The 21,031-nt window shown below is 62.0% G+C and carries 13 protein-coding genes; 3 read left to right on the top strand and 10 right to left on the bottom strand.

Going from position 1 to position 21,031, the window contains the following annotated elements; translation table 11 throughout:
* Positions 1-24: 24 nt before the first annotated feature.
* The 8 genes from IAE77_RS19190 to IAE77_RS19155 all read right to left on the bottom strand — a co-directional run bounded on the left by IAE77_RS19190 (position 25) and on the right by IAE77_RS19155 (position 10,099).
* The gene (locus IAE77_RS19190; RefSeq protein WP_294230065.1) at positions 25-1,707 is read right to left on the bottom strand and encodes an SGNH/GDSL hydrolase family protein; all 1,683 of its coding nucleotides are present in this window, start codon (positions 1,705-1,707) and stop codon (positions 25-27) included.
* Between the two features lie 11 nt (positions 1,708-1,718).
* Positions 1,719-3,107: a DUF1501 domain-containing protein gene (locus IAE77_RS19185; RefSeq protein WP_294230062.1), complete on the bottom strand. Its 1,389-nt coding sequence runs from the start codon at positions 3,105-3,107 to the stop codon at positions 1,719-1,721.
* A gap of 34 nt (positions 3,108-3,141) precedes the next feature.
* A complete protein-coding gene (locus tag IAE77_RS19180; RefSeq protein WP_294230059.1) occupies positions 3,142-3,756 on the bottom strand; it encodes a trimeric intracellular cation channel family protein in 615 nt (204 codons plus the stop codon).
* A 1-nt stretch (position 3,757) separates the two neighbouring features.
* Positions 3,758-4,339, bottom strand: a complete 582-nt coding sequence (locus IAE77_RS19175; protein ID WP_294230056.1) for a MarC family protein — start codon at positions 4,337-4,339, stop codon at positions 3,758-3,760.
* A 2-nt stretch (positions 4,340-4,341) separates the two neighbouring features.
* Complete coding sequence (locus IAE77_RS19170; protein WP_294230053.1) at positions 4,342-5,853, bottom strand: basic secretory protein-like protein; 1,512 nt, start codon at positions 5,851-5,853, stop codon at positions 4,342-4,344.
* A 2-nt stretch (positions 5,854-5,855) separates the two neighbouring features.
* Complete coding sequence (locus tag IAE77_RS19165) at positions 5,856-7,046, bottom strand: glycine C-acetyltransferase (RefSeq protein ID WP_294230049.1); 1,191 nt, start codon at positions 7,044-7,046, stop codon at positions 5,856-5,858.
* 300 nt (positions 7,047-7,346) lie between these two features.
* Complete coding sequence (locus IAE77_RS19160; protein ID WP_294230046.1) at positions 7,347-7,982, bottom strand: response regulator transcription factor; 636 nt, start codon at positions 7,980-7,982, stop codon at positions 7,347-7,349.
* Positions 7,979-10,099: a sensor histidine kinase gene (locus IAE77_RS19155; protein ID WP_294230044.1), complete on the bottom strand. Its 2,121-nt coding sequence runs from the start codon at positions 10,097-10,099 to the stop codon at positions 7,979-7,981. The genes IAE77_RS19160 and IAE77_RS19155 overlap by 4 nt, the downstream gene beginning before the upstream one ends.
* Before the next feature lie 104 nt (positions 10,100-10,203).
* On the opposite strand from IAE77_RS19155, the gene IAE77_RS19150 reads away from it, so the two are divergent.
* Both IAE77_RS19150 and IAE77_RS19145 read left to right on the top strand, forming a co-directional pair.
* Complete coding sequence (locus IAE77_RS19150) at positions 10,204-11,202, top strand: PEP-CTERM sorting domain-containing protein (RefSeq protein WP_294230041.1); 999 nt, start codon at positions 10,204-10,206, stop codon at positions 11,200-11,202.
* A 355-nt stretch (positions 11,203-11,557) separates the two neighbouring features.
* The gene (locus IAE77_RS19145) at positions 11,558-13,915 is read left to right on the top strand and encodes an autotransporter-associated beta strand repeat-containing protein (protein ID WP_294230038.1); all 2,358 of its coding nucleotides are present in this window, start codon (positions 11,558-11,560) and stop codon (positions 13,913-13,915) included.
* A 66-nt stretch (positions 13,916-13,981) separates the two neighbouring features.
* Here IAE77_RS19145 and IAE77_RS19140 read toward each other — a convergent pair whose 3' ends face one another.
* Positions 13,982-14,332: a transposase gene (locus IAE77_RS19140; protein ID WP_294230036.1), complete on the bottom strand. Its 351-nt coding sequence runs from the start codon at positions 14,330-14,332 to the stop codon at positions 13,982-13,984.
* Between the two features lie 21 nt (positions 14,333-14,353).
* On the bottom strand, positions 14,354-14,653 hold the full coding sequence (locus IAE77_RS19135; protein ID WP_294230030.1) for a hypothetical protein: 300 nt from the start codon (positions 14,651-14,653) through the stop codon (positions 14,354-14,356).
* Positions 14,654-14,993: 340 nt separating this feature from the next.
* Here IAE77_RS19135 and IAE77_RS19130 point away from each other — a divergent pair.
* Positions 14,994-21,031 (top strand): Ig-like domain-containing protein (locus IAE77_RS19130; RefSeq protein WP_294230027.1); only part of this gene is annotated, 6,038 nt, incomplete at its 3' end.

Raw genomic sequence — 21,031 nt, 5'->3', positions numbered from 1 at the left:
AAAAACAGTGACTTCATAGCGTCATCACTTGGCGTTCTTTGCGATGAACTCAACAATCGGTGTCGAGTCATCCAATCCATGCGGATGGTGGCCGACGCCCGGTTTGCGGATCATCGTGATGCTGCCGCCGAGGGCTTTGTAGCGTGACTCGATCAAGCCGGTGTTTTCATCCCAGGGCACCACGTCGTCGGCATCACCGAACACATGCAGCAGCGGCACGCCGGCCTTCGCGAGCGGGGCGAGGCTGTCCACCGGGTTGCCCTTGTAGGCGAGCGCCTCGGCCTCGTCTTTGAAGCCCCACAGCTTCAGCACGAAGCCCCAATTCCGCGGATCGCCCTTCCCTTTGCCTTTGCCGCCGGGCCAGCTCTTGAAGTCGCACACCGGCGCATCGCCGTAGATGCAGGAAACCTTGTCGGGATTCGACGTGGCCCAGTTGTAGCAATACAAACCGCCACGGCTGAGGCCGACGAGCGAAGGCTTCTTGCTCAAAGCATAGCTGGAGGTCAGCTCGGCGTAGCACTGGTTCCAAAGCTTCACCGCATCGGGGCAACCGAGCATGTCGTTGATCTTCATGTAAACAATATGAAAGCCTTTGCCGAGCAGCGCGATGTCCGGTGCGGGTTTGTGGCCAAAGAACTCGCCATGCCAGACCCAGGGGCGGCCTGCGGCAGCGGTCTTCGGTGCCACGACGGTCACCGGCTTGCCTGCGATGGTCAGTTCGTGCTTCGCGTAGCCGTTCCACTCGCCGGTTTGATTCGGGAAGACGACTTCTTTCGAGCTGGCGAGCTTCTTGGCCTCCACGTCGAGTTCGGCGGACTTCTTCAAGGCTTCTTCAATGGGAAGGCCAGGCGCATTGCCGGGGCGTTTGTGGCCAACATGACTCAGCCAGGCCGGACGCAGGATCGCGTGCTTCTTTTTGATCACCGCGAGAATCGCCGCGCCGTTCGGATGATCGGGCGTGCCGTCCTCGCGCACCTTCAGGCCCCAAGCCGCGAGAACAGGCCGCGCCATGAGCAGATGACCTTCTGCGCCGGGATGCACGCCGTCTTTGGAAAAGGTGAACTGCGGATCGGTCTTCCGCTTCTCGGCGAGAGCACTCATCATGACGCCGTGCACATCAAGCACCTCCCACTTTTCCTTGTCGCGCATGTCGAGCAGCCAGTTCGCGTAGAAGTCGAGCACCTCGTTGTAGCCTTTGAACGGATGCGCACCGTCCACTTTGTCCGCTTCGACCACTTTGTGCGCGATGGGCACCGGATCGAAGACCGGCGGCGTGAGATGAATCATCCGCGCACCAATCGCGGCGACCTTCGCCCGCAGCTTCCGCATGCCGTCCTGATAGGCTTTCGTGCGTTCGGCACCGAGCGGCAGGTAAATGCCGTCGTTCATGCCGTAGCAGGCAAAAACGAGCTGCGGCTTCGTTTTCTCCAAAGCACGATCAAGACGCTCATGCAGGTCCGGACGCGGAAATTTGCCACCGGCGTGGCCTTCCTCGCTCAAACCGCTCACCGTCTCGCTGCTGAGGCCGCAGGGGATGATCTCGATGTCCGACTCCGGATGCTGCGCCCTCAGCGCCGCATCGATGAACTCCACGTAAGCCCCGCCCTGCGTGATCGAATCGCCAAGGAAGAGGATGCGTTTTTCTTTCGGCAGTTCTCCGGCGACGAGGCCGGTGACAGCAAGGAGGGAGAGGAGGAGATGACGCATGGTTGGAAGGTTCAGATGCCGACGATTTCGCGCAAGGGCACGCCGCTGTCCGTCACAAGGCGCGGACGCTGGATCGGATCAAGGAATTCGTGGTTCGGCTGGATGCCGAGCAGATGAAAAAGAGTCGCCGCGAGCTCCGGCGGACGCACGGGGCGGTCCTCGGGATAGCCTCCGATCTTGTCGCTCGCGCCGATGATCTGCCCGCCGGGCACACCGGCACCGGCGAGCGCCACGGAGAACACATTCCCCCAATGATCGCGGCCACCGCTCTTGTTGATCGTCGGTGAGCGGCCAAACTCGCCCATCACAACGATGAGCGTTTCATCCAGCAGGCCACGCGACTGCAAATCCTCGATCAGCGCCGCGTAGGCCTGATCAAACTGCGGTGCCAGCACCTCGCGCACACGTTGCGCATTCCGCTGATGTGTGTCCCACAGCGGACTGCCCGCGTTTTGATCCTCCGGCTCGCGTGCCCAGTTCACCTGCACGAGTCGCGTGCCCGCCTCGATCAAGCGACGCGCCAGCAGCACGCTCTGGCCGAATTTGCCGCGTCCGTAGCGATCCCGCATCGCCGCAGGCTCACGCTCGATCTCCAGCGCGGCACGACTGGCCTCCGAGTGGATCAAATCGAAGGCCCGCTGATGCATCGCGTCTGTTTCGTCGATATGCGCATTCGCCACCGCGGCACGAAAACGCGTGTCGAGCTGCCGCAGCAGGCTGCCACGCTCGGAGAAACGCATTTCCGTCATGCCCTCGGCCAAACTCATGCCCTCGATGCGCAAACGTTGAGCCGAGGGATCGCACTTGATCATCTGTGGATGCCAAGCGGAGCCCATGAAGCCGCCGTTTTGCCCCGGCCAGACGATGTGGCCGTTGTTTTCGATCCACTCCGGCAGAACAACCGACGACAGCGGCGAGCGTTTGCTCGGCTTCAGGGCCCCGACTGCCGCCGCGATGCTCGGCCAGTCGTTTCCACCTGCCGGGACGTTTTCCGCCTTCGACAGCGGCTCGTAGCCCGTGAGCATGAACGCGCCGCTCGTCGAGTGCGCATTGATGCCCGTCGTCATCGAACGGATCACGCTCATGCGATGCGCCAGCCTCGCCGTGCGTGGCAGCACCTCGGAGAAATGCACGCCCGGCACCGAGGTCGCGATGGATTTGATGTCCCCGCGAATCTCCAGCGGCGCATCCGGCTTCGGATCAAAGGTCTCATGCTGCGGCGGCCCGCCGCTGAGGAAGAGCAGGATGCAGCTCTTCGCCCGGCCAAACGACGTGTCCTTGCCCGCCAGCTTCGGCTTCGCCTTCAACACCGAAGGCAGCGAAAGCCCCAACGCCCCCAATCCGCCCACGCGAAGCCATTCGCGGCGGTTGAAGGGAGTGCTAGCAGGCTGGCAGAGCATGGGCGCAGACTACGCCTCCCGAACGGCCGCTCTCTCAGCCTGCGCGCGTTCGATAGGTTGGCAGCCGCAGCTTCCAGCGCATCGCAGCCAGACGCAGGCCCAAAATGACGGCCATGCCGATGTAGCGATGGCTTTCCGAGGCGGGCAGGTTTTGCCGCAGCAGAACGAAGACGAGCGCGCCCACGAACACGGCTGTCGCATACAGGTTCACGTCGGCCTTGAACACCCAGGGAATCTCCTGCCGCAAAACATCGCGCAGAATGCCGCCGGCCACACCGGTCACGATGCCGAGCAGAATCGCCACGATCCCCGGGGTCCCGAGCGCGAGTGCCTTTTCAGTGCCCGCGATGCCAAACAGCGCCAGGCCAAACGCATCCGCGATGGCGAGCAGCTTGTGAGGCGGGTGCGTGAACCGCACGAGCACAAATGTCACCAGGGCGGCGATCAATGCCGTCCACACGTGCAAGGGCTCGGCGATCCAAAACAATGGCCGCACGCCGAGACACAGGTCACGGATCGTTCCGCCGCCCACCGCGGTCACCAGCGCCAGCACCACCACGCCGAACAAGTCCATGCGTTTTCCTTCAGCGGCCAACACGGCCGTGATGGCGCACACCGAGACGGCGAAGAATTCGATCCAGGCGGGCATGTCAGTGCTTCAAGTAATGCTCGATGCCGTTCAGAAACATCTGCACGGCCACCATGACCAGCAGCATGCCCATCAGCCGCTCCACCGCCAGCGAGCCTTTCTCCTTCAGCACCCGGGCGATGGCCGGGGCGCAGAGTAGAACGGCGGCGGTGATGGTCCAGGCGATCATCAATGCAGCAAACCACCGCCACAGGTGCTCCGGCTGCGTGCTGACCAAGACGAGCAGCGTCGCCAGCACGGAGGGGCCGGCCACCATCGGGGTGGCCAGCGGAACGATGAACGGTTCCATGAGCTGCACCTCCTCACGATGCGACGGCGGGAAGATCATCTTCAAGGCGATCAGGAACAGCACGATGCCTCCGCTGATGAACAGCGCCTCCTGCTTCAGGTGCAGCAGCCCGAGCAGGCTCTTCCCCAGAAAGAGGAACACGATCAGGATCACGAGGGCGATGACCAGTTCACGTGCGATCACGCGGATGCGCTTCTCCTGTGGCACCGGACGAAGGGCGGACACAAACGTCGCCACATTCCCCAGCGGGTCCATGATCGTCAGCAGCAGCAGCGTGGCGGAAAGCGTGTCCATGCTCAGTCAGACAATGATTTCACAAAATCGCCCCATAATTCATCCACCGTGTGGCCGGTGATCTCCTTCCACAGTTCGTCGCGATACGCGCCTTTCCGCAGCGCTGCGTTCAGTTTCACAACAAGGTCGGGTACGTGCTGTTTTTCGACCCACTCAAGATACATCGCCGTGGTCTTGTAGGCGTCCTTGTAGCTGGCCAGCCGCGTCAGCTTCGGCCTCGGGGCCTGAGGCTCGTAATGGGCGATGCGGATGTAGTCAGCGATGCCTTCCACCAGCCAGCCCGGCCCTCCAGCCGGATACGACTGCACCACATGCGTCAGCTCATGCACCACCATGCCCCAATCATCGGGATGCGAGCGCACAAAGGCCGCGGAGATGGTGATCTTGCCGTTCGCGGCATGTGCGACGCCCTTCATTGCCGGATCAAAATAGAGCGTCACCTCTCTCGAAGCCTCAAAACCCTCGCTGGGCAGCAATGCGGCGATTTTCGGCATCCACTCGACGCATAGCGTGCTCGCCTTGTTTCCCCATTCCTTCAAATCGGCCGCGTCATTTGTGTCCACGAGCGCCAAAGCCTCTTTCGAGGTGATTTTCGACACCGTGCGCGTCTTCGCACCCAGAACGAGATCATGCCGCCGCTTCGCCTCATCGCGTTTAAAGATCGGACCAACCTCCACCACGCAGTTTTCGCCCTCCGCCTTCACCCACGCGCAGTCCGGCGAATCCGGCCCGCCTTTGTCGGGATAGTAAGCGTGCGCCTTTTTGAGTGGCACCTTCTTCCCGTTCAGTCGCGGCCATCCAAAGGTCACATCCACCTTCGGAATGCCCGACTTCGGAAGCTTCGAGGTGCTGTAAACCTCCACGAAGGCGCTGTGCTTGTCCCAAAACGTGAAATCGCTGCCCTCAAAGCGCAAACTGCCCACCGCATGCACACGGCCCGCCGCATCGCGGATCGTGCAGGTGAACCACGTGGCGTCCGCTTCAGCCGCTCCTTTGGCGATGCACCAGGTGTAGGTGCCTTGGGTCCATGCAAACGGGCGCCGCACGCTGGCAAACTCACCCTCATAACCTGCGCTCTCCACCAGGCAGTCGCTGGCGGCGGTGCTCACGTGGTCCAGGCCGATGGGTGTCGTCTTGTCGCTCGACCAGCGGGAGAAAATCCCGCCTTTGCCGCGATGCACGCGCTCGCGGCTCTCCTTGGTCGCCCAGCCGTTGATATTGGTCTGGATGCCGCCGTAAAACTGCAAACCATTGATCTTCGCGATGCCGCAGGGCGAGATGTAGAGGTTGTAGTCGCTTGGCACATCGCGGTCGATGGTGATGTCCATTTCCAGCGAGGTGAAATGCTCCACCGGCTTCTCAAAGTCCCACCAAACATTCGCCACATGCCACGGCAGCGGCGGCAGCGTGACTCCTGCGGCCTTCGCCATCTCCTCCGGTGGCGGTTGTTTACACAGATCCTCCGCGTGAACGGCGACTGTGAAGAGGAGCAGGATGAGGAGCGACTTTTTCATGATCAGATACCGAGTTCACTTTTCACTTCGACAAACGCCTTCACCGCCTTCTCCAAATCCTCCCGCGTGTGCGCGGCGCTGATTTGGGTGCGGATGCGGGCTTTGCCTTGAGGCACGACGGGGTAGCTGAAGCCGATTACGTAAACGCCGCGCTCGAGCATCGCGTCGGCGAACTTTGACGCGAGCGCGGCATCGCCGAGCATGACGGGGACGATGGGATGCTCGCCAGGGACGATTTGGAAGCCGGCGTCTGTCATCGCAGCGCGGAACCAGCGAGTGTTGGCTTCGAGCGTGTCTCGCAAAGTCGTGCTCTGCTTGAGCAGGCCCAAAGCCGCGATCGACGCTCCCGCAATCGAAGGACAGAGCGTATTCGAAAACAAATACGGCCGTGAGCGCTGACGCAGCAGTTCGATGATCTCTTTGCGACCGCTGGTGTAGCCGCCGCTTGCGCCGCCGAGGGCTTTGCCGAGCGTGCCGGTCAGAATGTCGATGCGGCCCATCACATCGCAGTGTTCGTGCGTGCCGCGGCCGGTTTTGCCCATGAAGCCGACGGCGTGGGAGTCATCGACCATCACAAGTGCGTTGTATTGGTCCGCGAGATCGCAAATGGCCTTCAGTGGCGCGATGTAGCCGTCCATGGAGAACACGCCGTCGATGGCGATGAGCTTGAAGCGAGCACCTTTGGCATCGGCGGCGATGAGTTGTGCCTCAAGATCGGCCATGTCGCAGTTTTTGTAGCGATAGCGCTGCGCTTTGCACAAGCGCACGCCGTCGATGATCGAGGCGTGGTTCAGTTCGTCGCTGATGATCGCGTCTTCGGGGCCGAGGATCGTTTCAAACAGACCGCCATTCGCGTCGAAGCAGGAACCGTAGAGGATCGTGTCCTCGGTGCCGAGGAAGTCGGTCAAACTGGCCTCCAGCTCCTTGTGAACGCCCTGCGTGCCGCAGATGAAGCGCACGCTGGCAAGGCCGTAGCCCCAGTGCTCCAGCGCTTCGTGCGCAGCCTGCCGCACCTTTGGATGCTGCGCGAGGCCGAGGTAGTTGTTCGCGCACATGTTCAGCACTGCCGCGCCGCCGTTTGCGCGGACGAGCGTTCCCTGCGGCGTGCTGAGCACGCGCTCGCGCTTGTAAGTGCCTGCGGCGCGGATGGCGTCGATCTGGGAAGCGAGGTGGGAGAAAAAGGCTGAATTCATGAATGGCGATATAATGGACGCATTTCCTGTATTTTGGCAAACGCGAATTTGGCCGCCCAGCACGATCCGCAGGCATGGATGAAGAGAAGCCTGTGCGTGCGTCTTTGATGGCCACAGCCAAGTGCTCCAACCTGACCAGTTCAGGGAGCAGGGCAGAGGATTCCCGGGCTTTAGCCCGACAGCGCTTGATTCAAAGCCGTGCGGGTCGAGTCGCTGAATGCGTTGTGCTCGCAGAGGGAGCTTGTTGGGAGTTCGTTGGCGCTGGAGGCTGGTAGCGTTTGGGAGGGCTGAAGCCCGCGATTACTCCAGCCGCACCAAACCTCGGCGCAATGCCGTCACGGTGGCGGAGGTGCGGTCTTGGACGTCGAGTTTGGCGAAGATGTGGCTGAGGTGGTTTTTGATGGTCTGCTCGGTGCAGCCGAGGACGTCGGCGATGTTTTTGTTGGGGGTGCCGGCGACGACGTGCTGGAGGACTTCGGTCTCGCGGGTGGTGAGTTCGGGGCGGGCGCGGCGGGCGTTGAGGCGGGCGGCGAGTTCGGCTGGAAAGTAGCGTTTGCCCCGCGCGGCTTCGCGGATGGCGTGGAGCATTTCTTTGCGGCCGGAGGATTTGGTGAGGTAGCCGGTGGCTCCGGCGGCGACGGCTTGATACACGTCTTCCTCGGTCTCGTTGATGGTGAGCATGATGATGCGGGCCTGGGGGAACTCGGCGCGGATTTCGGTGATGGCCTGGATGCCGCTGCCATCGGGCAGATTGCCGTCCATGAGGGTGACTTCGGGCTGATGCTGTCGGTATTGCTCCACGGCGCTGGCGGTGCTGTCGGCTTCGGCGACGACTTGCAGATCGCCTTCGGCTTCGAGGGAGACTTTGACGCCGGAGCGGACGAAGAAGTGGTCGTCCACGAGGAGCACGCGAATGGTGGCGGGTGGTTTGCTCATGGGGTGCGGAGGTGAAGGCTGGTGGGCCGGGTGGGAGCGGTGACGGCGATGGTGCAGCCGTTGCCCGGGGTGCTGTGGATGGTGAGTGTGGCGCGGATCTTGGCGGCGCGTTCTCTCATGCCGAGGAGGCCAAACTGGGTGCTGTGCACGGCGGGCGGCCGTGTGGCGTCGAAGCCGGTGCCGTCGTCGGTGATGGTGACGTGGAGTTCTTCCTGCGTGAAATGGAAGCGCACGGTGATGTTGGCGGCTTCGGCATGTTTGAGGGCGTTGGTGATGGATTCCTGAATGATGCGCAAGAGCTGAAACTCGATGTGCTGTGACTGGCGCTGTTCCTCGCCTTCGATTTCGAGAGTGATGCGCGGGGTGATGAGCTGGAGGGCATCAATGGACTCGCGCACGGCACCGACGAGGCCGGCCTGCTCGATGGCGCGGGAGCGGAGTTCGAGGATGGAGCGGTGCGCCTCGGTGCGGCTGTGGGCGAGCATGGCGCGGGCGTTGTCGAGAGCGCTAGCAACGGGCGCTGGCAGATCGGGGGCGCACTCGGCGACGGTGTCGAGGTGGATGTTCACACCGGCGAGCTGCTGCTCGAGGGTGTCGTGCAGCTCGCGGGCGATGCGGCGGCGTTCGTCGCTGAGTGTTTTTTGCTCGAGCTGATGCGCGATAACCTGGGTCTGGCGGGTGACTTGTCGGCGCAAAAGCAGCACCCAGGCGCTGATGATGGCGGTGAGTGCGAGCAGGCCGCCGAGCAGCCAGCGCAGGCGCTGGGCGGTGAACCACGGCGGGCGGCTGATGAGGGCGATGTCGGCATTTTCGCGCAGGAGGAGCGAGAAAGATTCGCGAGCGGCTGGATCGTTGGGTTTTTCACAGACGCCGGTGAGGCGGAGCCAGCTTCCGTTTTCAAAAGAGCTGAGCGGGGTGGTATCGGCGCTTTCAGCGAGGCGTGCATAGAAGGTGTGTCCTTCCGCACCGAGGTAGAGCAGGCGGTGGCTCGGGCGATCGAACTGGTCGATCAACTGGCCTTCCACCTGGACGAGGCTGCCGAAGTCAGTGCCCGAGGCGATTTTTTCCGTGGTGCGCACGAGCGGCGCGAAGGGCACGGCTTTTCGCTCAATGCGGTGGATACCGTCCTCCAGCCACACGCCGTCGGTGCCACCGGCGATGAAGCCGATGACGTTCAGCTCATCACCGGTCTGCACGGGCGGCTGCTGCGGAGTGCGCACCCAGAGGCCGCCGTGCGGGCTGCCGAGGTAGTAGCCGCCGCGCGAGGGATGCACCAGCGTGACGATGCCGGAGACGTGCTGCCGTGTCTCCGTGCCGCCGGGCTGCGGGGGGCGGTAATGCAGCAGCTCGCGAAAGCCCCGCGATGGCTGGTCAAAGCATGCCTGCATGGCGGTGAGGTCCGGCTTGATCTGCGCGACGGTGGCGACGAGCAAGGTCGCTTTGCGGAGCTGGTTGCGCTCATCCACTTCGCCAGAAACGACGCCGCTGATCTCGGCTTCGACATTCTCCCAATGCTTGACGGCGGGCTGCTGATTCTTCGCGCACATCAAGATGACATTGAGCGGACCGTAGCGGCTGCTGGCATCCACATTGAGCAGCTCGACTCTGTGGTCTGTGTGTTCCACCACCTGGCGAATCGTCGCGCGGACTCGCACGAACTGGTCATGGAAATCGCCGGTGTTGATGCGGTCCACGCTCACGAGCGGTGCTTCGGGGAGCGGGCCGGTGCTGAGCTTCACGACACGCATCACGACAGGTTTGTCCGTGCGGGGCGCATCGTCAGGATGGAGCGAGATGCTGGGTGAAAACTGCCCGCGCCGGGTGACGCCGATCATTTCCACGCGATCCCCGGCAGTGAGCATTGGAGCGTCGGCAGCACCCGTAGGAGGAGGCTTGAAGTAGATGCCGCCGGTTTCATCCTGAATGAAGCCGAGGCTGTAGAGAGGATTGTAAAAGGTGATGGTGCCGCGCAGATGCACCGGGTGATTTCGCGCGGCCTCCTCTGGCATGAGCGCATGCACAGCGGCGATGGTCGTCAGCGTCTTCCCGTCCTCAGCATGGGCCGCGAGGGTGAGAGTGAGAAGCGTGATGACGACAAACTGGAGGCGGGAGGGCATGAAAGCGTGCGGCATTCTACGGGCAGTGAACGCCAGCGGAAAGGCTCAATCCTCCGCCAGACGGCCATACAGGACTAAAGTGCTATGCCCCGGACCTCGACAACATGAGCCCGCTCCGATCAAATACGACCGATCTCAACCCGACAGCCTACCACCATGAAGCCGAGTCCAACCAACTCCACCGCGCCGTCCATTCGGATCGCCTGCGGCTTGGTTCTGGCGTTTGCAGCGCCTCCGGTCGGCACACGAGCGGCAGATTGGAAGAACAACGGCCCAAGCTCGGACTGGAACGGCGGAGTCGTGCCGAACAACGCGGGCGCTTTCATCCCTTTAAACGGTCACACCCAAGAACACGCCGCGAACAACCTATGAACATACCTACATCCATCCTCACTCTCACCGCAGGTCTGTTACTCTTCTCAGCCGGAGGGCTCCAAGCTGCGGTGATCGTTACCGGTTCCACCACAGGCACGCTTCCGAGCAATAGCCTCGGCATCGACTTCAGCAACCCCGCCAACTCCGCCGTTTATACGACCACCACCGATAACTTCAATGAACGCAATGTGCGCAGCCCTCGGGATAACACGCAGACTTTCCAAGTCGCGTCCACGTTCACACTTGATGCGCTTTACCTTGAGTATCAATCCGGGAACCCCTACGCGGATGGAACCATCGTTCTCAGCATCTACAACGTTGCGGACGTCAACGCATCCACGCTCACACTGGGAACGTCTGTGGTGACCGGGACGTTCACGTCCGACGCCATAAGTCGCGCCGCGGCCGGCTTTACCAGTTCTGCGGACATTACCTCGTTGCTGAAATTTGACTTCACTGGCAGCGATGAAGTTACTTTGGCCGCAACGAGCGGCACGGCAGGATATGCGCTTCAGATCACGTCTTCTGCCACAAGTAACGGTGTCTTCGCCTGGCAGAGAAGTGGAGGAGATCTGTATGCGGGTGGCAGCTCGTATGAAGCAGGGGGAATTAACTCCGGCCTGGACTATGCGTTCGCAATGACTGCTGCCGTCCCCGAACCCTCAAGGACGGTTTTGCTTGGCCTTTCCCTGTTCGGAATGTTGACCACGCGCCGCCGGAAGAAGTAGGTTTCTAAGGGGAAACGGGGTCTGTCGTATGGCTGTCACGGGGGGCTGAGCCGAATGCAGGCGTCAGCCCTGCTGCTTGTGATTGGCTCGCCCTTTGTGCTTGTCGGCGGAGAGTATTCCCGGGCTTTAGCCCGAAGAAGTATCTCTAGCACCCAAGCGCTCCGAACCTGCTGACCGACTTCGATAGCTCCTTGGCCTCTTCATGCTCTGACGGGCTGAAGCCCGGGAATACTCTCCGCAGGACTAAAGTGCCATGCCTCGGACCTCGACGTAAATCCCATGTGCTGGTTTGATCATGGACCCAACCATGAAGTCGAGTTCCACCACTCTGTCCCAAAGTCCAATGCGCCTGCCCATGCCTCTTGTAGCGGGCTTCGCCGTCTTGTTTGCAACGCTTGCAGGCATCACCCAGGCGGCGGACTGGCTGAACAACGGCCCGAGCAATGACTGGAACACGGGTGCCAACTGGACCGGCGGTGTCGTGCCGAACAATGCGGGCGCTTTCATCACCACCAACACAGGAAACATCGCCACGATTTCAGGGAGCCCGGCCGGAACCATCACGGAGCTGCAAGTCGGCACCTGGTATAACAACGGACGCCTGGATCACACGGCGGGCACTCTCACCGTGACGAACACCGGCTGGCCCTACGGCTGGGTGCTGCTCGGTGGCGGTTCTTATGGCACGGGAACTTACAACCTCGCCAACACAGCGGCCTCGGGTGGTGCCTTCACCAACTTCGGCACCGGCACGGGCAGTCTCAGCGTGAATGCCGAGTTGCGGGTGGGAGCGGGTGCGGGCTGGTGGGATCATGCGACCGGCGTGATGAACATCAACACCTCAGGCACGGTGCAGGTCAATGGCAGTCTGATCGCTGGCACCGCGATTGGTGATGTGGGCACGGTCAATCTAGACGCAGGCACGGTCACGGTTGCCGGGGATTACACGAACAGCGGCCAGTTTGGTCATGGCGGCTCGGCGGCGACTGGCAATCTCAACATCAGCGGCGGCTCGATCAGCTTCAACAACCGGCTGGCACTGGCGGTGGGCACGGGCAGCTCCGCTGGCGGCAATGTGGCCACGGTGACACTGACCGGCGGCACGCTGACCACGGATTCTGCTCACAACGAGGACTGGCACGCGGGTGTGAACATGGCCTCGGGCTATGACACCGCCACGGGCGGAACCGCGACCATCAACCTCAACGGCGGCACGCTCTCCACCCTCCGCGTTTTCAGCGAGACGGGCGGCACGGGCGTGAAGGGCGCTTCCACGTTCAACTTCAACGGCGGCACGCTCCAGGCGCAGGTCAACAGGACCGATTTCCTCGGCGGTCTCACCTTGGCGAACGTGCGCGACGGCGGTGCCGTCGTGGACACGAACGGTTTCAACGTCACCATCTCCCAGGCGCTCCTGCATTCCAACCTCGGCGGTGACAACGCCACGGACGGCGGCTTGACGAAGAACGGGGCTGGCGTGCTGACCCTCAGCAACGTGGACAACAGCTTCACTGGTAATATCACCGTGAATACGGGCACCCTGCGTGCCAACGGCATCCGCAATGGTTACCTCGCCACGGGCACTCTCGGTGCCAACGCCGGGAGCCGCACCATCACCGTGAACAGCGGCGCGACGCTGGATTTCACCAACAACAACATCTTCGCGGGTGGAGGAGCGACTGCGGGCGGGCTCCCGCAGGTAGTCCTCAACGGTGGAGCGATGCAAAGCAGCCGCTTCAATGTCCTCGGCCACGTCACGCTGAATGGCGGCACTTTGAATCAAACCAGCAGCGACGGCGGCAACTACGAAGGCTACGAGTTCCTCGGCAACATCACCGTCGGTGGCAGCGCGGCCTCGACGATCAGCTCCTCGAACGGCAAGGCCAATCACATCGCGGGCGGCAACAACATGCTCGTCACCGTGGCCGATGCCACGGGCAGCAGCGCGGCGGATTTAATCGTCAGCAACCCGCTGCGCGATGGCTCTGGCGACTACTGGGGCAGCGGAGCGCTCACCAAGGCAGGCGCGGGCACCTTGCAGTTCACTGCCGCCAACACCTATAGCGGCGGCACGACCATCAATGCGGGCACTCTGGAGGTGAATAACACCACAGGCTCCGGCACGGGCAGCGGCACGGTGACGGTGGCTGCTAGCGGCACGCTCGCCGGTGATGGCAGTGTGACGGCAAGCGCCAACAACTATGTCTATCTCAACGGCACGCTCCAAGTCGGAGCCATCGGTGCTTCGTCGGGTTCAGACTTCTCCGTGACCACCTCCAGCACCGGCAGCACAGTTCTTGGGGGCAGCAGCTTTCTCTCACTGGACCTCTGGTCCACCACAGGCACGGACATGACCGGCAATCAGGCCGCGGCAGATATGCTGAGGCTCTTTGGCAGGCTGGACATCACCAGCGGGGCTACCCTGATACTGAATAACCCCAACGCGCTCACCTTCACCGCTGGTGATATCTTCAAAGTGATTGATTGGACGGGTCTGAGCACGCGCACCGGCACTTGGAACGTGGACTACTCGGCCCTCACTCTCTCTTCGGGAACGTATGTGGACACGAGCAATCTCTACACCCAGGGCAGCATCAGCATCCTGGGCGTGCCGGAGCCTTCACGGGCCATGCTGGCGATGATCGGGGTCGTGGGATTGTTGGCGCGTCGGAGGAGAGTAATCACGGGCTTTAGCCCGAAAATGCATCGCTGACACCAGCGGCTCCGAGGTTTGCGAGCAGACTTCGATGTGTTCATGACCTCGTCACGCACTGACGGGCTAAAGCCCGCGAATACTCTCCAATATCTCTTCACGAGACAGGCCGACCTTCGCGCCGAAACCCAGCACATAGCCGGACTTCAGATGAGCCTTCTTTGGATTGTCCGCCACATACTCGGTCAGCCGCCGCCATTGCAGTTCGTTGCGGATGATGTGATCGAAGGGTTCCTTCACCCACAGGCTGCCAGAGCGGCCCAGCAAGCGGTTGATCGTGAAACTGCTGCCGCCTTTCCAGTGCTGCACGATTTCGCCCAGCACCGATCCCTTCGCAGGCTCCACAACGGCGTGAAAATGATTCGGCATGACGCACCACGCACCGAGTTGAAAGCAGGTCGCGTGGCCCTCGATCATTTTGCTGATCAAAACGTCCGCTCAATCGCGCCGGGCGAGAAAACACTCACCGTGACCTGCGTCGATGAGGTCGTGAAACTTGTCCGTGAACAGGCGTTGGTAGTCGAGCCGGAGTTCTTCGGCCAGATCGTCCACACAGGTCGCGCCGTGTTGAGCGAGCCATTCGTCACGCTTTCCGCGCCAGTCGTCCGCGATGTATTTGGGAAGTGAATCGGCTAAGCGGCTGGTCACGAAGTAGGTCGTGCCGTCTTGCCGCCAGTGCGGAAGATTTTGCCGTGTGATGCGCAACTTGGCGTTCGGATTGAACGGCTTGAAGCTCATTGAAGGAGAGTATTCCCGGGCTTTAGCCCGTCAACGCACGGTTCGGAGCCAAGACGGGCTGAAGCCCGAGACTACACTCCAGTGCGGCAGTTTGTGCCGTGCGTCTTCACTCGAATCGAACGATCTGAAAAGAGTATTCCCGGGCTTTAGCCCGCCAACGTGACGCGCGGAGGCAGATCGGGCTAAAGCCCGGGAATACTCTCCGCAGGACTAAAGTGCCATGGCTCGAACCTCGACGTGAATGGCATGTGTTGGTTAGATCATGGCCTCAACCATGAAGCAGAGTCCAACCACCCTCTTGGCAGTCTTGTCCAAATGTCGCCGCATTGTCGCGACAGTCATGCTGACTGCTGCTGCCTTTATTCCGGCACTTGCTCACGCCCAATCCTACGGACTCGCCACCAAGCCAGCAGTCGGGCCTTACTTCGACAATGCTTTTCCGGCGACGCCGCCGACGGTCGGGTCGTTCACGGCGGTGGATGCGTATCCGAACCTCACCTTCATCAATCCCACGGGCATCCTTCAAGTGCCGGGACAGAACAAGATGATGGTGTGGCAGCGTGAAGGGGCCGTTTATCTCTTCGACAAGGCAAGCACCACGGCCACGAAGACCCTCGTGCTGGACATCTCCAACCAGTGCCAGGGCTGGGATGACGCGGGCTTGATGAACCTCGTGTTTCATCCGCAGTTTGACCTCGGAGGTGCTCCGGGCACGAACCGCTACATCTACGTCTATTACGAATGGGTGCCGCCGGGCACGGTGGTGGGCAGTCCAACGACGCGACCCAACAACACGATTCCGAACATGCGGGACCGCATCTCGCGCTTCGAGCTGGATGCGAACGGCGTCGCATTGGCGGGCTCGGAGGTCGTCATCATGGATCAGGCGGCGACGAACACCTGGCACAACGGCAGCGGCATGTTTTTCCATCCTGTGAACGGCTTTCTCTACTGGAGCAATGGCGATGACACCAACTCGGCCAATGCGCAGTCCATCACCGGGCCGCTGCTGGGCGGCGTCTTCCGCGTGGATGTGGACAAGCGCGGTGGAAACGTCAGCCATGCGCCCATTCGCGTGCCCACGGGCGTGACGACGCAGAACTACTTCATCCCGAACAACAATCCATTCGTCGGGCAATCAGGTGTGAATGAAGAAACCTTCGCCATCGGCCTGCGCAGTCCGCACCGCATGACGCACGATGCGGTGACGGGGCGCACCTACATCGCGGATGTGGGCGCGGGTGATCGCGAGGAGGTGGACATCATCGAACCGACCGAGACCAGCGGCGTGAACTTCCAGTGGCCGCAAAAAGAAGGCTACAACGGTGACATGACGCCGCCATACATCGGCGTGAACAAGCGCCCGGTGCTCGACTACACTCACAGCGAGGGCAGCGCCATCATCGGCGGTTATGTCTATCGCGGCGCGGCCTTTCCAGAGCTTCAGGGGAAGTATCTCTTCGCCGACAATGTGGTGAACAAGGTGTGGGCGATGAATGAAGGCACCACGCCGGCCACGAAGACGTTGCTCACCACCGTCCCCACCGGTCCCGGTCCAGACAGCGGACGCAGCTACATCGGCATTTCGAGCTGGGGCGTGGATAGCGATGGCGAAGTGTATATCTGCCGCCTGAGCAGCACCGAAGGCAAGATTCTGAAACTGGAGCGCGGATCGGCTCCCAGCACGCCTTTGCCCGCCACACTGAGCGCCACGGGCCTGCTCAGCGATGTAGCGAACTTCGTGCCTTCCGACAAACTCATCCCTTACACCATCAACGCGCCGTTTTGGTCGGACAAGGCGATCAAATCACGCTGGCTCACGGTGCCCACGGGTTCGACCATCGGATTCAATGCCACCGGCGACTGGAGCTTCCCCGCAGGCAGCATCGCGATGAAGCACTTCGATCTGGCGACGGACGAAACCAACCCTGCGATCCGCAAACGGCTGGAAACTCGTGTTTTGGTGAAAATGGCCAGCGGCGGCTCTTATGGCGCGACTTACCGCTGGCGTGCGGACAACAGCGATGCCGATCTCATCAATGAAGGTGTCACCGAAGTGGTGCCCATCACCATCCCATCCGTCGGCACCTTCACACCGACAGACATCGGCAACCCCGGCGTCGCAGGCAGCACCACGGTGAATGGAAACACGCTCACGCTCACTGGCGGCGGCGCGGACATCTGGGGCACGAGCGACCAGTTTCACTTCGCGCATCAGCAGCGCACAGGCGACTTTGACATCAGCATGAAGGCCACCTCCTTCACTCCGGCGGTGCTTTATTCCAAGTTCGGCCTCATGGCGCGCGAGTCTTTGGCCGCGAACTCGCCGCATTACTTCATCTTCGCCTGGGCCAGCAATGCCGGGCGTGGAGCCAACACGAGCGGTTATGAAGATCACTACCGCACCACCGCAGGCGGCAACACCACGGCCACCTATCCAGCGGCAGGAACGCATCTCGTGAGCTATCCCAACGGCTGGCTACGGATGGCCCGCAAGGGCAACACCTTCATCAGCTACACCAGCGCCGATGGTGCGAACTGGGTCGAATACAGCCGCCGGACCATCGTCATGCCTGCCACGCTATATTTTGGCATCGCGATGAATGCGCATGACAACGGCCTGGCTGCCACCGGCACCATTGAGCTGCAAACGACGCGCCTCCAGCCCTGGTATTACCCCGGACGCACGGACTGCACGACGTGTCACAACAACAACGCGGGCGGGGGCTTCATCGGGCCGAACACGCGGCAGTTTAACAAAGACCACGCCTACACCGCCACCGGCGTGACGGACAATCAACTGCGTGCCTTCAACCATGTCGGCATGTTCAACACCACGCTCAACGAGGCCACCATCCCGACCTATGAGAAGCTCGCGCATGTGAACCAGACCAGCGAATCGCTCGAAAAACGCGCCCGCAGCTACATCGACACGAACTGCGCGAACTGCCACCGCCCCGGCGGTGTGCCCGCCCTCTGGGATGCGCGATACGACACGCCGCTGGCGAATCAGGGCATCATTTACGGCTCCGTGGGCACCACGCTCGGCCTCGTGAACCCGCGCGTCATCGTGCCGCAATCTACCAGCCGCTCGATGATGCATCACCGCATTGATCGCGTGGGTGCCAACCAGATGCCGCCCATCGGACGCAATCTCGTTGACGAAGTCGGCGTGCAGTTGATCACCGACTGGATCAACAGCATCCCGGCCAACGATCCTCCCGTCGTGGTGCTCACTTCGCCGCTGAATGGAGCCAACGTGATCACGCCCAATCCCGTCGCACTCGCCGCCACCGCGACCGATGCCGACGGCATCGTGCGTGTCGAGTTCTTCGATGGTGCCACCAAAGTCAGCGAGGACACCACTGCGCCCTACACTTTCTCCTACAGCGACATCGCCCAGGGCACGCACACGCTTTTCGCACGAGCTTACGACGCCGTGAACAACTCCGCTGATAGCGCCAGCGTGACCATCAATGTCACCGAGCTGCCCGGACTCGTGCGGGCAAAGATCAACTTCCAAACTGCCGCCGCAGCAGTGCCTTCCGGCTATGTGGCCGACTCGGGTCTGCCGTATGCAGCGCGTGGCAACGGCATGACCTACGGCTGGAGCCGCGACAACACGGCGGATGCGCGCGAGCGCAATGCCAACGCCGACAAGCGCTACGACACGCTCGTTCACATGCAGAAGGATCACGGGGGCGGCGATGTCACGAGTTCATGGAGCATCGCGCTGCCAAACAGCACCTACTCGGTCCACGTCGTCGCTGGTGATGCAACAGCCACCGATGGTGTCCAATCAGTGAGCGCAAATGGCGTGGCTCTCACCAATGGCCTGCCTGCGGGACAGAACTTTTACGAAGCCACGGCCACCGTCACCGTCACCAACGGACTGCTCACCATCGCACCCGCTGCCGGTGCGGCGAATGCAAAGCTCTGCTATGTGGACATCAGCGAGCTGGCTCCCGACAATGGCAACCAGCTCCCAATCATCGCGCTGACCGGCGTCTCGCCCGAGTTTCCGACCATCGGTGCCAACGCCAACCTGAGCGCCACGGCGAGCGATTCCGACGGCACCATCACCAAGGTCGAGTTTTATGCGAACGGCCTGAAAATCGGCGAAGACACCACCGCGCCGTATGTTTTCTCATGGACGGGCTACACAGCGGGCACCTACCACATCACCGCCCGCGCGGTGGATGATGACGGAGACGGTGCGACCACCTCCAGCGCCGTTGTCGTGTCTGTGTTCAGTCCCGGCCAGCACGGCCTCTATGCGCAGTATTTCAATGCGGCGGACTTCACCAGCCTCTTCCTCTCACGCGTGGAGACAACGCTGAACGCCGTCTGGGGTGCCGCAGCTCCGGTGACAGGCATGGTGGCGGACAACTTCAGCACCCGCTGGCGCGGACGGCTGCTCACGCGTGACGCAGGCAACTACACGCTGAAGTTCTTTGCTGATGATGGCATCCGCGTGTGGGTGAACGGCAGCCTCGTGATCGACCGCTGGGCCTACGATCCGGCAGCAGTCACTGCCAATCTCACGCTGACTGGAAACTCCCTGCACGACCTGCGCGTGGACCACCGTGAGGACGGCGGCGGTGCGCGAGTCCAGATGCTCTGGAGCGGCCCCGGCTTCGAGGAAGAAACCGTTCCCAGCACCAATCTCGTCACGCCTGCGACCAGTGTCCCGAGCGAACCACTCGCGGACACCGTCATCGGCACGAATGGATCATGGAACAACGATCCCAACACGACCAAAGCCGCGGTCTTCGACGGAAACTTGAACACCTACTACGATGCGCTCGAAGGAAACGGAGCCTGGGCCGGGCTCGACCTCGGCGCGGGCAATAGCCGCATCATCACCGAGGTGCGCTACGCACCGCGTCAATTCCATGAGTGGCGCATGCTCGGCGGCCTGCTGCAAGGAGCCAACAACGCCGACTTCAGCGATGCTGTCACGCTTCACACCGTGGCCGAGCAGCCACCCGTCGCCGGCGTTCTCACATCGCACCTCATCACCAACAACACCGCCTTCCGCTATGTGCGCTATCTTTCGCCGAACAATGGCTTCTGCAACGTCGCGGAAGTCGTCTTCCTCGGCACGACGGCATCCTCGCCCGTGCCGCTGAACCTGGCGGCAATGGCTGGCAATGCGCAGGTCGCCTTGACGTGGCTGCCCTCCGCCGGAGCCACCGGCTACAACGTCAAACGCGCCACCGTGAGCGGCGGATCGTATGCAACCATCGCCTCGAACGTGCTGACCAACACCTTCACCGACACCGGCCTGACGAACGGCATCACCTATCACTATGTCGTCTCCGCAGTGACAGGCAGTGGTGAAAGTGCGGACTCCGCACCGGCCAGTGCCACACCGTTCACGCCGGTGCCCGCAGGATTCACCGCCACCGCTGGCAATGCGCAGGTCGTTCTCGCTTGGAACAGTGTCAGTGGTGCGACGGGCTACGATTTGAAACGCGGCAGCTCACCCGCTGGCCCCTTCACCACCATCGCGGCGAATCTTCCCGGCACTGGATACACCGACACCAGCGCCGCGAACTTCACGCTCTACTACTACGCCATCAGCGCCCTCCACCCCTCCGGCAACAGCGCCGACTCCACGCCCGTGAGCGCCATACCGCTGCCGCCGAAGTTCACCGGCACGGTGATCGGCACCACCGGCTCATGGAACAACGACCCCAATGCCACCCGCGCCGCCGTGTTTGATGGCAACCTCAACACCTCCTTCGATGCGCTCGAAGCAAACGGAGCCTGGGCTGGTCTCGACCTCGGAGCCGGTGCCAGCAAACTCATCGCCGCCATCCGTTATGCACCACGCGCCGCCTGGGCTGTAGGACGCATGACTGGCGGCAAGTTCCAAGGAGCGAACAACGCGGACTTCAGCGATGCCGTCACCCTTCACACCATCGTCGGAGCACCCGCAGCCGACGTCCTTACCACGCAACTCGTCAGCCATCCGAACGGCTTCCGCTATGTGCGCTATCTCTCGCCCGACGGCGGCTTCTGCAACGTCGCGGAAGTCGAGTTCTACGGAGCCGATGCTTTGCCAGCCGCTCCCACGGGCCTCGCCGCCACCGCAGGCCACATGCAGGTCGGATTGACCTGGAACAGCGTCGCCGGAGCCACTAGCTACAACGTGAAGCGCAGCACCACCAATGGCGGCCCTTATTCGACCGTCGCCACCGGCATTGTCGCCACCAACCACATCGACACCGGCCTCACCAACGACACCATTTACTACTACGTCGTCACCGCCGTGAACGCAGGCGGCGAAAGCGCCAACTCCAATCAAGCCAGCGCCACACCTACCTCGCCGCCCATCACGGAAACCGAGACACAGGCCCCCGCGCTCACCAT

The sequence above is a fragment of the Prosthecobacter sp. genome, from assembly GCF_014879935.1.
Taxonomy (GTDB): domain Bacteria; phylum Verrucomicrobiota; class Verrucomicrobiia; order Verrucomicrobiales; family Verrucomicrobiaceae; genus Prosthecobacter.
The sequence above is the reverse complement of the archived record's forward strand: the minus strand, read 5'-3'. Positions and strand labels throughout refer to the sequence as shown.

Bases quoted from the DNA above. Each gene is read 5' to 3' on its own strand.
- IAE77_RS19190 (WP_294230065.1), bottom strand. From the start codon at position 1,707: ATGCGTCATCTCCTCCTCTCCCTCCTTGCTGTCACCGGCCTCGTCGCC.
- IAE77_RS19185 (WP_294230062.1), bottom strand. From the start codon at position 3,107: ATGCTCTGCCAGCCTGCTAGCACTCCCTTCAACCGCCGCGAATGGCTT.
- IAE77_RS19180 (WP_294230059.1), bottom strand. From the start codon at position 3,756: ATGCCCGCCTGGATCGAATTCTTCGCCGTCTCGGTGTGCGCCATCACG.
- IAE77_RS19175 (WP_294230056.1), bottom strand. From the start codon at position 4,339: ATGGACACGCTTTCCGCCACGCTGCTGCTGCTGACGATCATGGACCCG.
- IAE77_RS19170 (WP_294230053.1), bottom strand. From the start codon at position 5,853: ATGAAAAAGTCGCTCCTCATCCTGCTCCTCTTCACAGTCGCCGTTCAC.
- IAE77_RS19165 (WP_294230049.1), bottom strand. From the start codon at position 7,046: ATGAATTCAGCCTTTTTCTCCCACCTCGCTTCCCAGATCGACGCCATC.
- IAE77_RS19160 (WP_294230046.1), bottom strand. From the start codon at position 7,982: ATGAGCAAACCACCCGCCACCATTCGCGTGCTCCTCGTGGACGACCAC.
- IAE77_RS19155 (WP_294230044.1), bottom strand. From the start codon at position 10,099: ATGCCCTCCCGCCTCCAGTTTGTCGTCATCACGCTTCTCACTCTCACC.
- IAE77_RS19150 (WP_294230041.1), top strand. From the start codon at position 10,204: ATGAGCCCGCTCCGATCAAATACGACCGATCTCAACCCGACAGCCTAC.
- IAE77_RS19145 (WP_294230038.1), top strand. From the start codon at position 11,558: ATGCCTCTTGTAGCGGGCTTCGCCGTCTTGTTTGCAACGCTTGCAGGC.
- IAE77_RS19140 (WP_294230036.1), bottom strand. From the start codon at position 14,332: ATGATCGAGGGCCACGCGACCTGCTTTCAACTCGGTGCGTGGTGCGTC.
- IAE77_RS19135 (WP_294230030.1), bottom strand. From the start codon at position 14,653: ATGAGCTTCAAGCCGTTCAATCCGAACGCCAAGTTGCGCATCACACGG.